Source organism: Rhodococcus erythropolis NBRC 15567, assembly GCF_001552595.1.
Classification (GTDB): Bacteria; Actinomycetota; Actinomycetes; order Mycobacteriales; family Mycobacteriaceae; genus Rhodococcus_F; species Rhodococcus_F erythropolis.
In genome coordinates this window covers 1,040,118-1,057,336 of the sequence record NZ_BCRM01000001.1, presented here as the reverse complement: position 1 = coordinate 1,057,336, position 17,219 = coordinate 1,040,118, and the positions used below count along the sequence as shown (strand labels likewise).

The window sequence follows — 17,219 nt, the reverse complement described above, 5'->3', positions numbered from 1 at the left end:
AGGGCCCATCCCCATACTTAACGAATCACATTCATTAAGTGACTCGCATCACGCCATCAGGGGTCGGTTCCGCCACCCCCTTCAGGACATGGGGTTGCCCTAGTGCCAATCAACGCTTCTGCGATTACGCAGTCCGACCGGGTTCCACTCACCGCCAACCGCGGTATTGCCGTCTTCAGCATCGGTGTCATGGGATTCATCACCGCGAACCTCATCCCCCTGATGATCGTGGCAATGGTCGAGGACCTCGGTGTCACCGAATCCGCCGCCGGTGCCGTCCTGACCGCATCGCTGCTGGTCTGCGCGTTCACCTGCCTCGCCACCACTCGTATCGCATCGGGTCGGCATCGTCATCTCCTCGGCCGCGTCAGCCTGATGGCAATGGCAGCCGCATTCGGCGTTGCGGCCATCGCACCGTCCACGATGATCGCGTGTACCGCGATCATCGTCGGCGGCATCGGCGCTGGTGGATCTGCATCCGTTGGTGGAGCGGCACTGGCCGCGCTCACGAACCCGGACCGGGCGTCAAGCATCAGCGGCCTCGTGAACCGTGTCGTCGTCACAGCCGTCCTCGCTCTCATACCCATCCTCGGCACACACATGACCAACGCATTCGGCATCGTCGCAGTCCTGGCACTGGCTACCGCAGCAACGGTCACCTGGTTGCCGTCATCCCCGGTGAAAGAGTCGCCGGAGACGGCGAAGTCCGCCAAGACGACCACCACTCTCCCCGCCGGGGTAAGCGCGAAACGACTCACTTTTGCCGGAACCGCATTTCTCGCGATGCTTGCAGTCTGGGCGATCAGCGAAGACTCACTGTGGGCAGTACTCGGCATCATGGGTTCCGAGCACGCCGGACTCTCGGATCAACAAATGAGTCTCGCGCTGAGCGCATCAACGGCGGGTGGCGTGCTCGCGGCTGTTACTTTGACCGCGTTGGGTTCTCGGGTCAGTCGGACAGTATCGATCTCCGTGCTACTGATACTCGGGGCAATCCTGAAGCTGTCTGCCAGCCTCACCACCGATCCCACGATCTACCTGGTACTGGTCATCGCCTGGAACACTGTCTACGCGGCCACGTTCATCGTCTTGGTTGCCATCTCGGCCGCGCTCGACGCCGCCGGCCGATGGTCGGCCCCACTATTGGGCACCTACCTCATCGGCTCCGCGTTCGCGCCGCTGTTCGGCACTTCGGTGACGGCCAGCCTCGGGTATCCGACCTTCGGAGTCATCATCTCCGGGATCAGCTTCGTTCTATTAGTCCCGTTCGCCTTGGTTTCCCGACTCTCCGCACGTACCGAGGGTGCGTATCGTCACCACAGCGCCGCCATCACTACTACCGTCATCGCGTAAGGATCACGTAGAAGTCATGAATGACAGCTTCACTCACTACCGCAACGGAAAGATCTTCACGGCTGCCGACGACGGATGGGCCGAATCGATAGTCGTCGAGAACCACAAGCTCAGATTCGTGGGCGAAACCGTCTATGCCGATATCCTGGCTCCCGACGCCGAGGTGATCGATCTCCAAGGCGCCGTCGTGCTACCCGGTTTCGTCGACGCCCATACACATTTGGTCATGATGGGATTCGCGCTGCAGAAGTTGGATCTGCGTGATGCCACCGATCTCGCCGACATTCAGTCCAGCATCAAGCAATTCGCGGAATCGAACCCGGATGCACCACGCCTGCTGGGTCGCAGTTGGTTGTTCTCCGCGCTGGATGGAGGGCACCCGACGCGAGAGATGATCGACGCCGTCGTGCCCGATCGCCCGGTGTACCTCGACGCCAACGACGTACATTCGGTCTGGGTGAACACTGCAGCACTGCGAGAACTCGGCATCGACGCGGACACGCCCGATCCGATCGGCGGTCGTATCGGCCGGGATCCGGACACCGGAGAAGCCACCGGAATGCTGTACGAGACCGCCATGATGCTCTACGTCTGGCCGAAACTGGCGGAGCTCGCATCCGACGAGGACCGGGACGCCGCCCTCGCGCTCGCGTTCCGCCACTATCTCGAGGACGGCGTGACCGGCGCGGTCGACATGGCTCTCGGCGCGGACGAATTAGCTTCGCTGGAAAGAGCATTGGATGCAGGAGACGGCACATTGCCGCTGCGCGTCGCGGCTCACTGGCTGATGACCCGCGAGGACAACGAGGCTGACAACGTCCGACAAGTTCACGACGTGATCGAACTCCACGAGCGCGTCCAAGGTCCGTGGCTCCGTATCGCCGGAATCAAGATCATCATCGACGGTGTGATCGACAGCTGCACTGCCGCAATGAAAGAGCCGTACTCTGACGGCACCAACGCCGAGCCCATCTGGGATCTCGAGTCCTTGATCCCCGTCGTGACAGCCGCTGACGCCGCAGGCCTGCAGATCGCGATGCACGCGATCGGCGACGAGGCGTCGGAGATCGGATTGACGGCACTCGAGTACGCGATCGCCGCCAACGGAGACATTCCCCGCAGGCACCGAATGGAACACTTGGAGTCCATCACCCGGGACAACATCGAAAGGCTTGCCCGCCTGGGAATCATCGCCTCGATGCAACCGGTTCACGCTGACCCTGCTATCCAAGAGAACTGGCAGGCGATGCTCGGCGACTATCGGGTGAATCGCGCGTACCCCTGGCCCGAATTCACCGAGGCCGGAGCGGTTCTGGCGTTGGGTTCGGACGCTCCGACGGCGCCCCACCCGCCGCTGCCGAACATGTTCATCGCCACCACCCGTCGATCCGCAATCGATCCGTCACTGGCACCCAACCTGCCGGGGTACGCACTCCCCCTCGCGGACGCGCTGGCTCACGCAACCCGCGACGCTGCCTACTCGTGCCGGTGGGAAGATGTGACCGGCCAACTGGTTCGGGGAAAAGCAGCCGATTTTGTCGTACTGAAACAAGATCCGTTCACCGAAGGGGTCGATTCTCTCCTGACCACGGAAATCGCGATGACCGTGGTGGCCGGATCCGTGCGATACGACTCCGCTCGAGCCACAAACACCGAAGCCGTCAACACGAAGCCCGATAGCTGATCGTTATCAGTTGTTCGATAACGCACGCATGCGGCCCGGCGACAGAACGAGGGAGGGACTTGAACACGTGAACCCACACTCTCTGGAGGACGCATGCGCAGGAAAGCTCCGATTTCGGCCGCCGTCGCTGTCTCGGCACTGGTGACGGCCACTGCCCTGATGGTCGCCGGTTGCGGGTCGACCGAAGGAACACCCGAGGCGGCGGCGAGTTCAACAGCGTCAAGCTCAACGGCGTCGGCGACCTCGACGGCAAACGAATCCGGGACGACGGTAACGAGTTCTCCCCCGCCGCAATCGGGCACCCCAGCAAGCGAATCCGTGCCGGCGACGACGCCTGCAGTCCCGGCTTCAGGTCCCTGTGTCGACGTCGACTCCCCGGTTGTCACGGACGCAATCGGTACCTTGGGAACCGACGTCAACGGCGGCAGCTGGATACCGAGATCCGCGAGCGAGGAGCAGATCGGTAATTGTCCTGACCTGCTCTGGGTTTCGGTCGATGGTGACGGCGTGGGCGATGCGACGTATCAGTCACACGTCCTGTTCTTCCACGACGGGACTTACCTGGGCACGGCTACCAGCAAGCCGTACTCGTACACACACGTCATCGACAGCAACAGGAATTCGGTGTCCGTCCAATACCGATGGTTGCTCGACGACGACGCATTCTGCTGCCCTCAAGGCGGACCGAATATCGTGAATTTCACGTGGAACGGCAGCGCTGTGGTCGCCGACGGCCAGTTCCCGCCCTCCTGAACCCGTTTCCGTACGATACAGCTCTGAATACAACTGTGCCCCAGCGACAACGGTCGCTGGGGCACAGTCTTCTTCGATCTACTCGCTGACGCTCCTACTCACCGACACCGAGTTCGCGCAGGCGAGTCTTGTACAGCTCGATGTTGCCGAGCTTGATGTCCTCGTAGCCGCGAACCACGTCCGGCAGCGCCGCGATCTCGACGGCGCGATCGTATCCGTCGGTTGCGAGCGTACGAGAGAGATCAGCGATCATGGCCTCGTACTCGGCGAGCAGTTCACGCTCGACCTTGCGGACGTGCATGTAGCCGAAGGGATCGAGCTTGGTACCGCGCAGCTTCTTGCCCTTGGCCAGAACCTTCAGTGCAACATGCGACTTGGGCCCGAGGCCGATCTTCTTCTTGCGGCCCATCACTCGGAGGATCGGGGGGTGGAGCTTGTAGGTCAGGTTCTCCCCGGCCGGCACCTGCGACTTGACGTCTTCGATGAAGGCAGGATCGACCAGCATGCGAGCAACTTCGTACTCGTCCTTGTACGCGGTGAACTTGAACAGGCCGCGGGCGACCGCTTCACTGAAATCGGTCCGCTCGGTTGCGGCACGTTCAGCAGTCCAGACTGCCTGAACCTGATCGATGTAGCGCTGGGCGATCTTGACGGACTGGAACTCGATGAGCTGTGCCGCACGCAGTTCGACCAGTCGCAGGGTTTCACCGGTGAAGGTGGTTCCGGCGAACATGTGAGCCGGTGCGACAACGGGTTCGCGGACGGACTTGGCCGGCGTGGTGACGGCCGAGAACGCTGCAGTGTCGGCAATTGCTGCACGGCCCCAACGGAATGCCGCGATGTTCGCGTCCACGGCAACGCCGTTGATGCCGATCGCTTCTTCGATGGCCTCGGCCGGCAGACGAAGTCCACCGCTCTGGTAGGCAGCACCGATCAGCAGGAAGTTGGCGGCTGCGGTGTTACCGAACAACTCCTGTGCCGCGGCGAGTGCGTCGAACGAGCGCAGGGTGCGCGACACCTTGTCGAGACGGGCGAGGAGTGACGTCTCCTCGGGGTAGCGAACAGCCTTGTCGTAGACCATGTCTCCGGTCGGCGTCTGCGACGTCGATGCGATGGAGACCGTCTTCTCGGCGTTGCCGTAGTCGAGGTTCTTGTTGTCCGTCGCGGTCAGCAGGTCGAAGGCGACGATGCAATCCGCGCTGCCCGGGGTGAGGCGGTTGGACGGCTCGAGCGCGCTGGAGCTGAAACGCAGGTGCGAGACAACCGGTCCGGCCTTCTGGCTCAGGCCGATCTGGTCAAGGCTCTCCACCTCGAGGCCGGCGCGCAGTGCCGCCGTTGCGAGCACCTGGTTGACGGTCACGATACCGGTGCCGCCGATGCCCGCGAGGAACACGTTCTGCGTGCTGGTGAGCGGTCCGAAATCGGGATCTGCGACAACGGGCGGGACGGGACGTGCGGCCTTGGGAGCCTTCTTGCCCGGCACCAGTTCGACGGTCACGAATGAGGGGCAATCGCCGTCCATGCAGGTGTAGTCCGTGTTGCAGGACGTCTGGTCGATCTTCGTCTTGCGACCGTACTCGGTGTCCACAGGCTGGACCGAGAGGCAGTTCGACTTCACACCACAGTCACCGCAGCCCTCGCACACTGCCTCGTTGATGACGACGCGAGTGTTGCGAGTGGGCAGCGTGCCACGCTTGCGCTGGCGACGAGCGTCGGCCGCACAGTGCTGGTCGTAGATCAGTACGGTGACGCCCTTGATCTCGCGAAGCTCCTTCTGAGCCTCGTCGAGGCGATCGCGGTGCCAGAGCTTGGTGCCCTTGGCCAGGGCGCGCTTGTTGTGGCGCGAAGGCTCGTCGGCGCAGATGATGATCTGCTTGACGCCCTCGGTGGTCAGCTTGTGGCTGAGTTGAGCAACGGAGAGGGCACCTTCTGCGTCCTGTGCACCGGTCATCGCCACTACTTCGTTGTAGAGCAACTTGTAGGTGATGTTCACGCCTGCGGCGATGCATGCCTGGACAGCCAACTGACCGGAGTGGAAGAAGGTGCCGTCGCCGATGTTCTGGAACAGGTGAGGCACGTCGGTGAACGGTGCCTGCCCGATCCACTGGCTGCCCTCGCCGCCCATCTGCGTCAGGCCGGTGACAGCGCTGTCCTCACGGCCGGACATGGTGACGAGTGTGTGGCAACCGATTCCGCCGCCGCCGATTGAACCCTCGGGGATAGCGGTGGAACGGTTGTGGGGGCACCCACTGCAGAAGTACGCGGTTCGCTTGGCGGAGAGCACGTTCAGTGACAGCGGTGCCGGGAGGGTGCGCTTGAGCTCGACGTGCGGCTTCAGTACGCGCCGCAACGGGGCGAGCAGCCGGCCTGCGGTCAGTTCACCACTGGCAGGCATGAGCAGACGGCCCTGGCCGTCACGCTTGCCGATGATGCGAGGAGCATCGTCGGTGCCGTACAGGACTTCCCGGATCTGAGCTTCGATGAACGCGGTCTTGTCCTCGACCACGACGATCTGCTCGAGACCTTCGGCGAACTCCCTGATCTTCTCGCCCACGACGGGGTAGCACATTCCGATGCGAAGGAGACGGATCCCGGCGCGGTGCAGCGCCGCATCATCGACGCCGAGGTCTGCCAGAGCTTGGCGGACGGAGTCGAAAGTTGTACCGGTGGCGGCGATACCGATCTTCGCACCCGAGGGGTTGACCTCGATCACATCGAGATTGTTGGCAGTTCCGTACGCGTGAACAAGATCCCATCGCGGGCCGTACAGATCGGCCTCGGCAATGACACTGTCCGGCGGCGCAGCCATCTGACGCTGCTTGTAGACGAAGGGCTTGCCCTCGAACTGAACTTCCGGAACCACGATGTCGAAGTCCGCGATGCTCCCGTCGATCGTCCAGGCACCGTCGGCGACGTCGGCGACGATCTTCAGCGCTACGACGCAACCGGACACCCGCGAGAGTGCAACGGCGTGCATACCCATCGTGATGATCTCTTCGGCATTGCGCGGAAAGAGAACCGGCACACCCATCGCGGCAAGCGAGCGCTCGCTGACGGCCGGAACCGTGGAGGACTTCGACGCCGGGTCGTCGCCCACCAGCAGGACGACGCCGCCCTTGGGGTTCACGCCGTACATGTTGGCGTGGCGAATGGTGTCGGTAGCGCGGTCGACGCCGGGGCCCTTGCCGTACCAGACGCCGGTCACGCCGTCGTGGGTCGCGGTTCCGGCCGGGAGATCCGTCTGGCTTCCCCATACCGCGGTGGCAGCGAGCTCCTCGTTGAAGCCGGGGATGAAGGTGATGTCGTGTTCCGCGAGAACCTTGGGCATGCCGTGGAGCATCTTGTCGACGCCGCCGAGGGGGCTGCCCTGGTAACCGGAGACAAAAGTGGCAATACGCTTACCCGCCCGGATGTCGCGAACGTGCTGCTCGACGAAACCGCGTGCGATTGCCTGAACACCGGTCAGCAACACCGGTCCCGATCCCGACCGGTACCGATCATCGAGGTCATAGGGCTTGGCCTGGGCTACGCCCGACACCAGTTCAGTCATCGTGGACCACCGTTCCGTCTGCAGTGCATTTCAACTACCGTGCATTTTCAACAACCGCGTAACTCGATCTGTTCAGATGATCGTGGTCGAGGTATGTGAAAGCGTCAACAGAGGCTTGTTCAACTATTCAAATTGGCAATTTGTGAGCCAAATCACGTGACCTAGGTCATCGAATCAATCAGTTGGAGACCCGTTCGTGGCGATACGGCGAAACGGACATAAAACGTTCCCGACAATGCACACCGAGAACTTTCTTGACATTGACGCAACGTCAACTTGCATGCTGAATGAGCACAACCGATCCGAGAGTAGGAACTCCACGTGAGCGAATGGTCCATCCAAGAACTCGCCAAATCCGCCGGTACCACCAGCAGAACGCTGCGCCATTACGGCGATCTCGGACTCCTGGAACCAAGCCGCATCGGCGCCAACGGCTACCGCTTCTACGACGAAGACGCCCTGGTGCGACTGCAACGCATCCTGCTGCTTCGGGAACTCGGACTCGGATTGCCGGCCATCGCCGAAGTCCTCACCGGTGAACGCGACACGGCCGCCGCGCTGCGTACGCACCTCGAACTCCTCGAGCAAGAGCGCACGCGGATCTCGAGACAGATCGAATCGGTCAACAGGACGTTGAACAAGACGAAGAAAGGTGAATCACTCATGCCGGAAGATGTTTTCGACGGGTTCGACCACACCCGATACAAGGACGAGGTCATCGAGCGTTGGGGCAAGGACGCCTATACCAGCGGCGACAACTGGTGGCGGTCGATGTCCGAGCAGGACCGGAAAGCACATCTGCAAGCTCAAGCTGACATCGCAGCGGCATTCGGAAAAGCACTGACAGCGGGCCTACCCGCGGAAAGCGACGACGTCCAGACGATTACCCAGAGACAGTTCGAGTGGATAAAAATCGGTTGGCAGGGAAGGACTCCCAGCGCCGACGCCTTCACCGGACTCGGCCAGATGTACGTCGACGATCCCCGCTTCACTGCAAACTACGACAAGTACGGAGAAGGCACCGCTTCGCTGGTCCGTGACGCGATGAAGATCTACTCCGAGCGCAATTTGCACTGACGTCGATCAGTCCTGCCCACTGCCGAGGAGGTTGTGTCGGTGCGCTGCCGCGACGGCCTCTTCGCGGGAATGCGCACCGAGTTTGCGATACAGGGCTCGCAGGTGACTCTTCAATGTGTTGTTGGATACGAACAACTTTCGCGCTATCTCGCCGATCGGAATGCCGAGACCCAGTTCCACGAGAACGTCCATCTCCCGCTTCGTCAATTGGACTTGAACGATAGCCGCCGGATACATCTGCGGCACTTCGGATTCGAGAAAGGTTGCGACGGCACTGCTCGGGCCCTCGGCCCGCTCTTCCAGTTGCCTGATCAGATCACGCGATATGGTCGCCAGCGCCGACAGGACACCTGAGGTTTCGAGCAGTCCGCGAGCCTCCTCCCACGGACTGGCGGCAGCGGGGATTCTCCCCAGTTCGCACAGCGCAGCGCATTCGATCAGCAGGGACTCGAGCCGAAACCTCGTGAGATACTGCTCGCTCCAGTCGATTTCGCGACACAATTCCAATGCCTGTGACGGAGCCCCCGTCAGGAGATGCGCACGAGCGACAGAAACCGTGACAACAGCAAACGTATGTGACGCAGCGACTGATTCCTCCAGCGCCTTGGTACCCTCCCCGGACGCCAACAGAAGATCGATACGCGCCGCGGCGAGAAGTGCGTCACCGAGTGATCGTTCACACGGATTCACGTGCCCGTGCGTTGCCACTGCGCGCTGGAGCGAAATCAGCCCCGAGAACGGATCCGATTGCAGCAGTGCGAATCTGGTGTAAGTGTAGGCCGCGAACGCCCACAGGTCGCCCGGCGGTGTGATCTCGGCGAGCGCGTCCATCGCGGCAGCGCCGGCATTCAGGTCCACGCGATCGCACGCCACCAGTGCCCGCGCGATCGCTCCCCCCATATGCGAGGGCGGTCCCAACCATCCCGAAACGTCCGGGTGTGTGCTTTCGAGGTGAAGCCAGTCTGTCGCGTGCGCGACGTCCCCGATCAGCGCGGAGTTGAGCGCGGCATTGCCAGCGGCGTGCCGCAGGACGAACTCCGGACCGTGTTCCATCGCACCCTGATAGGCGAGTCGCAATTCCACCGCGGCATCACCGAGGTCACCGGTCAGTTGATGCGAAACACCCCAGATCAGGCGCAGGGCGGGCAGTTGAGACCCCAACGCGCCCAACGACTCGTCACCGAGTCCGTACACGACGTGAGCCAACTTGCGCGTGATCTCGGTAGAGCGTTGGTACTTACCGGATGTTCTCAGCACAACCGATTGGACCGTCCCGACGTTCAACAAGCTGTGCGCATGCGAACTACCACCTATCGCACGCAATTCCGCCGGTTCCGTCGGCAACGAATCGCCGTTGACCAACTGCGGCCGCAGGCGTGATTCGAGCAGGTCACGGCCCACCAGAATCGAAGAGTTCGAACTGAGCACGTCGCCGGGTATGGATTGCAACGCAGTCCGGACCAATCCGGTGTGATCGACCAGAAGATCGGCCCAGTGACGCTCGAGTATGTCGAGCACCCTGGTCCAATGGCGTCCGTCCAAGGCGTAGTGAACGGCACCGGCTATATCCGAAGTCCCGAGAGCGTGATCGACGAGAACCTGGAAGGGATCGTCGAATCCATCCCCTTGTTCGGTCCGTATCTGCATGAATGCCAGTCGAACTGACGGCGCAAAGTACCAGGATGCTTTTCCCTCGAGACCGTCCCGAAAGATCAGACCGAAAGACTCGAGCAAGTCCAGTTTGCCCTCCACGTCAAGATCGTCGGACAAGACACGAGCGATCTCTGGTGTGACGGTGCGGGCGGCGGCGATCGTAGTCGCGAAGTCGAACAACTCGAGCGACTTGCCCGATCGAGGAGCGGTCCGACTGACGTACGCGTGGATCGCTTGGTCCACTCGCTGCTGAACGCGTTCGCGCCCACGACTCGGTTCACTCAGCCCCGCAACCGCACTCAGAGCAACCTTCATCAGCACAGGAACGCCGGCAACACGCTCGCAGATCGAATGGACGATGCCCGAGGGAAGGTGGATCCCTGCCTCCGCGAACAGAACTGTGGACTCGTCGAGCGTGTACCTGAGGTCGTTCGCGCACAGGTACTCGTCCACGCGGACGTCCTCGAGTAAGTCCGTCGCAGACCGATCCTGCAGCGTGACGATTACTTTCAATCCGGGAAGCCGCACGATCAGATCCACGATTCGGCGTCCCACCTCGTCACCCTCAACCAGGTCGATGCGGTTGAACACCAACACGAATGGAGTGGGCGACGAGTCGAGTAGTGATTCGATTGCCCCCACCGGATCCTCGCGCATTCGTGGCGGGGCCTCGAGTGATTCCAGAGAATCTTGAATCACTGCGAGCGCAGTGTTCCAGTACTCGAGGGGGGTCATCCGATTCGATGGCGCCGGCACCCAGACAACTGGTCTGATGGGCATGTGCCCGAGAGTCGTGAGCCACAACGCGGCGAGGTCCGTCTTCCCGAACCCACGCGGCGAATCGATGACCGTCAATCCCGCCGAGCGTTCCATCAACCCGAGCAGACGAGGACGAATCGCCGTGGCTCCACGCCCGGCGAGCCGTCTTTGCAGCGTGCCCCTTCCTCGAGGATTTCGCTTTGCTCGAGATAGCTGCGACCGATTCGAAGTGGATGTCATGATGGCCGACAAACGAGCAGTCGATCCCCGCCGAACTCGAGATTTCGTTCGAGCATCGAACTCCCAACCTGTCCACCCATAACGAACAACATAGACAGAATCACCGCGACACGCGAGCACTGGCCGTCTCACAAATACGCCCGATTTGTCTCATTATGTGGGCTCGGTCACTATTGACGTTTATTTGCGGGAGAGTGGCTGCGACCTGCGGGATCTGACATATCATGCCCGCGTGCCGATGAATTCCGCCCGCATTCGCGTGTCGACTCGATCGGTGGACCCTGCGGACGCCAACGACTTCTGGCGTGTCGTCACGCGTCCGTTCTTCGTCACCGAGCCGATAGGCGCCGACACGCCCCTCCAAGGCTCGATCTCCGCCCTGCCTATCGGGACCTCGCTGATCGGTGAAACGACCTTCAACGCGCAGAAGTACAACCGCAGCAAAGTTGTGATCGCCGAGAGCGGACTCGACGATCAGTACATGATCCAGGTCGTCCTCGGCGGACAGGTCAGTGGTGACGCCGACGGAGTGGATTTTGTCGCCCGCCCTGGGGACATCGCGTTCTTCGACCTCGGGCGAACCTGGACTGCTGACGTCGAAACCGAGGCGACCGGACGCACCATCACACTCCTGGCGCCGCGCTCCCTCGTCGAAGCGGAGTCGAAGGGTCGTTCTCTACACGGGACGGTACTGCGCGGAGTTCCTGCCGTCGTGCTCGCTCAGTGCATGCAATCGGTCGTACTCGCGCTACCGCATCTCGATCCCGATGCTGCGGCCGGCTACGAGGACGTCGTCGCTTCCCTCCTGCGTGTCAGTTTGGGTATCGCCGAACCTGATCTGTCGCCGCGGCCCGATCACTCGCTCCGCGATCGTGCGTACGCCTACATCGCCGAGCACCTCTCGGAGACCTGGCTCGGACCGACGAGCATGTGCGCAGCATTGTCGGTTTCCCGAGCACAGCTCTACCGCGCATTCGCATCCGACGGCGGAATCGCTCTTGTCATACGGCGCAAGCGTCTCGAACTCGTCTACCGCGAGTTGACCAGAGCCGAGATGCCGAACGAAACGATCGACGCGTTGGCCCTGCGATGTGGCTTCACCTCGAAATCCCAATTGGCGCGCGCGTTCAAAAACTTCTACGGGATGACTCCGAGCCAAGCTCGTACCGATGGCAGGCGCACGATCGGGGACCCGTCGATCGCACGGCTGCACAGTCGACTCGAGTTCTTCAGCCCCTGAATCCGAAATACTCCACAGCCTCGGGATCGCGCCTGTGTTCTAGTTGATCCATGAGCTGGGTCGACAAGGAACTGAGTCTGGCTGCGCTCACAGGCGCGGTCACAGGTGTTGCCGTGATGATCCCGATAATCGGCGATGGAGCCTGGTCCTGGGTAGGACTGTTCATACCCGCTTTCATCGGAGCGCTGGTCGGGCTGATTGTTGGCTCGAGCGCTGTTGCAGGCGGGCGCTGCGCCCTGAGAACAAGCCACACATGGCCGGCGCGCACAGTCTGCTGCTGGAAGCATCGGTTCGCTGCGTACTCGGCCTTGGCGGTGACATTGTTGGTAATCGGAGTGTTCATGGCGGCCGTCACCGCTTCAGGTGCCCCGGTGCGAGATGCCGCAGGGTTCCCGACGACCTTGATCGTACTGGCGGTCATCGCCGCAGTTACGTACGTGTTCTCCTACCTGCTCGCCCCCGCCCAGGCCTCCCAGACCCCGTAAGAACCTCTGCTTCATCACGATTCGGCCTCCGAACCGCGGTGGAGATCAATAACTCCTTGCCAGGCAGCGAGCTCAGATCACTTCAGCTGGAAATGAACCGGAGAACAAACTGCTCGATGCCTTCCGAAATGACTTTGGTCAGCGCAGTGAAGTCGTTCGACCAACGTTGAATATCCAAGCTGCTCATTACTTTCCTCCGGTCTACGACCCGGTGCCTGTGACCGCACAACGTATGCGAGGCATCGGTCGTGCATTAGAACTATCTGCGAAAATGCGGTTTCCGTTACCGCTGGACCGACCGAACAGCGACGCAGGTTCACTCGAACCTGATATTGCAAATTCGTCGAACGGTTGCATCAACGCCGAGCAGAGTTCGAGCGAAAAGCACTATCCACCAAAAGTATTAGCTTGAAAGAACTACGATTCACTCGATCCCTGGACACACGACACTCGACGCGCCGACTTGCGATAGGGGCGAGTTGGCAGGCAACAACCGGGACAAAGCCATCCGACGATCATGCACGAAATACGGCCACGCCACTGCAGGAATTATTCGAAGTCTCCCAAGGGATCGGCTCTGCTCACTCACTTCGCTGATTTCGCCTGGCGACGATGGCGAAGTTCAAAGGGATCCGCGGAGAGTGGCTCGGCAGAGTCCATCCGTTGGCGCATGGAACGAGTTCGGGGAAGGCCGGCCAGTCCATGTAGGGAAGTTCCGAAACTGATTCGATATGAAGACCCACATCCAGCAAGGAACCAATGACCTCGCCTAGGTCGTGGCGCCATTCGTGGTTGGCGGTGTGCGCTATCTGTCCGTCGGAGTTCCCGGTATAGGTCGCCGAGTCTTCGTACGATCGCATGCCGCCTCCGGAGAGGTAGTCGTCGGTAATCATCCACGGCTCGAATGCCATTGCGCCGAGGATCGGATGATCGTCCCGGATCTGAAACACCCCACCCGGCTCGAGGAGGTCGTGGATCGACTGGGCCCAGGTGGCGAGTTCCGGCAACCAGACGATTGTCCCGGCGCTGGTGACGATCGTGTCGAAACGTCGGTCGATCAGCGTCGAGGCGAATCGCGCATCACCTTCCACCCACGTGATCTCGCGGTCGTCGGCCTTCGCGATACGCGCTGCGTGGCGCAGAGAGTTGGGCGAAAGATCGAGCCCGTGCACCTCCACCGCACCAAGGCGCGCCCAGGAAATGGTGTCGATACCAATGTGACACTGCAAGTGTAGGAGCGAGCGATCCCGCACTCCCGACGCCGGCAGATGCGTAGACAGACTCGACAGATCGTTCTGCACGACTCTGGAAATGGCCGCTCTGTCGGCGAGAAACCCTCCGACGTCATACATTTCGGAGCGCACATGCACCTCGGCACGATCGTCCCAATTCGACCGGTTGCCGGCGATGGCTTCTGCCTCGTGCTTCGCTTGGCCCTCGTGCACCATTGACCCTCCGCCATCGACTTGAAGTGTCTTTTTAACACGTCTGTGTTCGTGTTCGCGTTCCAGTTTTCGAAGGGCTGTGGTTTTCGAATCAGACGGTCACTTCTTCGGCAGGTTTCCCCTCGTGGCTCGCCGCGCCGAAGACGGCTACGGCGACGGCGCCCGCGATCGCTCCGACGAATCCGACGATGGCGAGCCATTCCAGGCCCGGTCGCGACGCATCGCCGAGCACCACGACGCCGACGATTCCCGGAACGACCGTCTCGCCGACAACCAGTGCCGCTGTCGCTCCGTTGACGGATCCCAGTTGCAACGCCACCGTGTGCAGATAGAAACCGCCCAGGCCCGAGACGAGGATTGCCCAGCCGGCCGGATCGCGGAGCATCGTGCCGATTTCGAACGGATCGATTCCGTAGACCACGCGTACGGCAATGGCCAGACAGCCGAACAGCACACCCGAGATCAACCCGGCGACAACTGCTGCGCGTGAGCCCAACCATCGGATCAAACCGATACCGATCGACAAGATCAACGCCGAGCCCACCAGGACACCCCAGTGGACGACCTCGTTGGAACTCCCGCCGCCCGCGTGACCCGAAGACAAACCGAGCAGCAGGAGCGATCCGATCACCGCGGCGATCGCGAACCAGTCGCGACGATGCAACTGGATGCCCAGGACCACGGTCCCCAGCACTGCCGTGATGACGAGATTGGCACTGACCACTGTCTGCGACAAGAACAGTGGAATGAGCCGCGCGGAGATGGCACTACCGGCGAATCCGACCGCATCGAGCACGGTGCCCAGGATGAACGACGCCGTCAGCGCGGCGGCGAACGTCGAACGCAAGGTCGGGCCACCCGTCGCCGTCACGTGTCCGGCCTCGCCTCGCTGCTCGGCGGCCGCTGCCGACTTGCGCGCGCCGTACGCCTGCAACACCGACGCCACGCCGTATCCGACGCACGCCACGATCGCGGCAATCAGTCCGATCAGCATCGAAATTCCACACGAAGTTCATGGGCAATGGTCATAGAGATAGACCCTGCCCTATTTTCCCAGGCCTGACATCACCCTCAGGTATTCGAACAAGTGCTACCCGAGAAGTACACCGACCGACCCTGACCGGTACCTGGGGACACCCCGACCCCTAGTGGAATTGCTTGAGAGCCCTGATCTTGTTCATGACGTCGAGCGCCGCCACCTTGTACGCCTCGGACAGTGTCGGATAGTTGAAGACGGCGTCGACAAGGTATTCGACGGTCCCGCCGCACCCCATCACCGCTTGGCCGATATGCACGAGATCCGTTGCACCCGAGCCGAAGATATGAACGCCGAGCAGTTTCAGGTCATCCGTCGACACCAGGATCTTGAGCATCCCGTAGGTGTCGCCTGCGATCTGCCCGCGCGCGAGTTCACGGTATCGGGAAACCCCGACCTCGTACGGCACCGATTCCTTGGTCAGATCGACCTCGGTGGCGCCTACGTACGACACCTCGGGAATCGAGTAGATGCCGATCGGCTGCAGATCCATCAGCTTCGCGCCTGGTTCGTCGAAGGCGTGGTAGGCCGCGAGTCGACCTTGATCCATCGACGTCGCCGCCAACGCCGGGAAGCCGATGACGTCACCGACGGCGTAGATGTGTTCGACCTTGGTGCGGAAATTGTCGTCGACGTAGATGCGGCCACGTTCGTCGGCTTCGAGCCCGGCGTTCTCCAGCGCGAGTGGCGCTGTGAGGCCTTGCCGTCCCGCCGAGTACATCACGGTCTCGGCGGGAATCTGCTTGCCGCTGCGCAGCGTCGTAAGTGTTCCGTTCGCTCCGACGTCGACGGCCGTCACTTCTTCACCGAATCGGAAAGTGACCGCCAGATCGCGTAAATGGAACCGAAGCGATTCGATGACCTCGGGGTCACAGAAGTCCAGCATCGACGTTCTCTTCTCGACGACGGTGACCTTGGTGCCGAGTGCCGCGAACATCGACGCGTACTCGATACCGATCACTCCCGCGCCCACCACGACCATGGTGGTCGGGATGGAGGTCAGATCGAGGATTCCGTCGGAGTCGAGCACCCGGTGACTGTCGAAGGACACCCCCGCCGGGCGGGCAGGCAACGTTCCGGTCGCGATCACAACGAATTTTGCCGTGATCGTCATCTTGTCTCCGCGCGAGGCGTCCTCGACGAGGATGGTGTGCTCGTCGACGAACGAGCCGACCCCTACCAGCAATTCGACGCGGTTACGCAGGAGCTGAGATCGCACGACTTCGATTTCTTTGGTGATGACATGCTGGGTTCGCGCCAGCAGGTCGGCCGGAGTGGTGTTCTCCTTGACGCGGTAACTTGCGCCGTACAGTTCGCGTTGGTTCATCCCGGTGAGGTAGAGAACCGCCTCGCGCAACGTCTTCGACGGAATGGTGCCGGTGTTGACGCACACTCCCCCGAGCATGTTGCCCTTCTCGACCATCGCTACCCGTTTACCCAGCTTGGCCGCCGCGATGGCAGCCTTCTGACCACCCGGGCCGGAGCCGATCACAACCAGGTCGTATTCCATCGGATCAGTCATCGCTTACAAATACCGTCTGCATACGACCGGCAGATGCCGAGCATGTCAATACTCGGTGAACAATCCGCGCGCCGAACGGGCACGACGGCTGTACACGAACCCTGTTGCAATTAAAAGAGATACAGTCAAACCCTTACGAAAATTGCTACACACAAACATATTCCGACATTCGCATGCGCACATTCTTCGCCGTCTGACGGAGTTCACAACGGTCTGTTGAAATTTGTTTCACCCCAGAGTGATTGATCGATCAACTGACAGGTGACCAGGGCAGTAAACCGGATGTCCAGTATTCGAATTGTCCGAAATAACGAGCAGAATGTTCCTCGTCACATCCCGGACCGAAGCAGTTGCGCGGAGCCTCAGGTCGCGTTCTACTTGCCTTGACTAATCATCTGTCACTCTCGGTTACAAACATCCGC

The 17,219-nt window shown here is 61.4% G+C and carries 11 protein-coding genes; 6 read left to right on the top strand and 5 right to left on the bottom strand.

All coding sequences use genetic code 11. The features are described from left to right. Positions 1–102 precede the first annotated feature (102 nt). From RE4_RS05105 to RE4_RS05095, 3 genes are all read left to right on the top strand, one after another. A complete protein-coding gene (locus RE4_RS05105; RefSeq protein WP_019745023.1) occupies positions 103–1,353 on the top strand; it encodes an MFS transporter in 1,251 nt (416 codons plus the stop codon). Positions 1,354–1,369: 16 nt separating this feature from the next. Further along, positions 1,370–3,037, top strand: a complete 1,668-nt coding sequence (locus RE4_RS05100) for an amidohydrolase (RefSeq protein ID WP_060938121.1) — start codon at positions 1,370–1,372, stop codon at positions 3,035–3,037. Positions 3,038–3,130: 93 nt separating this feature from the next. After that, a complete protein-coding gene (locus RE4_RS05095) occupies positions 3,131–3,790 on the top strand; it encodes an LppP/LprE family lipoprotein (RefSeq protein WP_060938120.1) in 660 nt (219 codons plus the stop codon). A gap of 94 nt (positions 3,791–3,884) precedes the next feature. On the opposite strand, the gene RE4_RS05090 is transcribed toward RE4_RS05095, so the two are convergent. Then, positions 3,885–7,340, bottom strand: coding sequence for an indolepyruvate ferredoxin oxidoreductase family protein (locus tag RE4_RS05090; protein WP_020970559.1), 3,456 nt, complete (start codon positions 7,338–7,340; stop codon positions 3,885–3,887). Positions 7,341–7,661: 321 nt separating this feature from the next. On the opposite strand from RE4_RS05090, the gene RE4_RS05085 reads away from it, so the two are divergent. Next, positions 7,662–8,417 (top strand): MerR family transcriptional regulator, encoded by a 756-nt coding sequence (locus RE4_RS05085; protein WP_019745027.1) that lies wholly within the window; start codon positions 7,662–7,664, stop codon positions 8,415–8,417. A gap of 6 nt (positions 8,418–8,423) precedes the next feature. Here RE4_RS05085 and RE4_RS05080 read toward each other — a convergent pair whose 3' ends face one another. Then, positions 8,424–10,943, bottom strand: a complete 2,520-nt coding sequence (locus tag RE4_RS05080; protein ID WP_060938119.1) for a helix-turn-helix transcriptional regulator — start codon at positions 10,941–10,943, stop codon at positions 8,424–8,426. A 364-nt stretch (positions 10,944–11,307) separates the two neighbouring features. On the opposite strand from RE4_RS05080, the gene RE4_RS05075 reads away from it, so the two are divergent. Continuing rightward, entirely contained in the window at positions 11,308–12,309 is a 1,002-nt protein-coding gene (locus tag RE4_RS05075) for a helix-turn-helix domain-containing protein (RefSeq protein ID WP_238076651.1), read from the top strand. A gap of 50 nt (positions 12,310–12,359) precedes the next feature. Beyond that, the gene (locus RE4_RS05070) at positions 12,360–12,794 is read left to right on the top strand and encodes a hypothetical protein (RefSeq protein ID WP_060938117.1); all 435 of its coding nucleotides are present in this window, start codon (positions 12,360–12,362) and stop codon (positions 12,792–12,794) included. A gap of 581 nt (positions 12,795–13,375) precedes the next feature. Here RE4_RS05070 and RE4_RS05065 read toward each other — a convergent pair. The 3 genes from RE4_RS05065 to sthA form a co-directional block, all read right to left on the bottom strand. Next, positions 13,376–14,242, bottom strand: coding sequence for a class I SAM-dependent methyltransferase (locus RE4_RS05065; protein ID WP_060938116.1), 867 nt, complete (start codon positions 14,240–14,242; stop codon positions 13,376–13,378). A gap of 88 nt (positions 14,243–14,330) precedes the next feature. Then, on the bottom strand, positions 14,331–15,233 hold the full coding sequence (locus RE4_RS05060; protein WP_060938115.1) for a hypothetical protein: 903 nt from the start codon (positions 15,231–15,233) through the stop codon (positions 14,331–14,333). Between the two features lie 151 nt (positions 15,234–15,384). Continuing rightward, positions 15,385–16,797 (bottom strand): Si-specific NAD(P)(+) transhydrogenase, encoded by a 1,413-nt coding sequence (gene sthA, locus RE4_RS05055; RefSeq protein ID WP_060938114.1) that lies wholly within the window; start codon positions 16,795–16,797, stop codon positions 15,385–15,387. Positions 16,798–17,219: the final 422 nt, after the last annotated feature.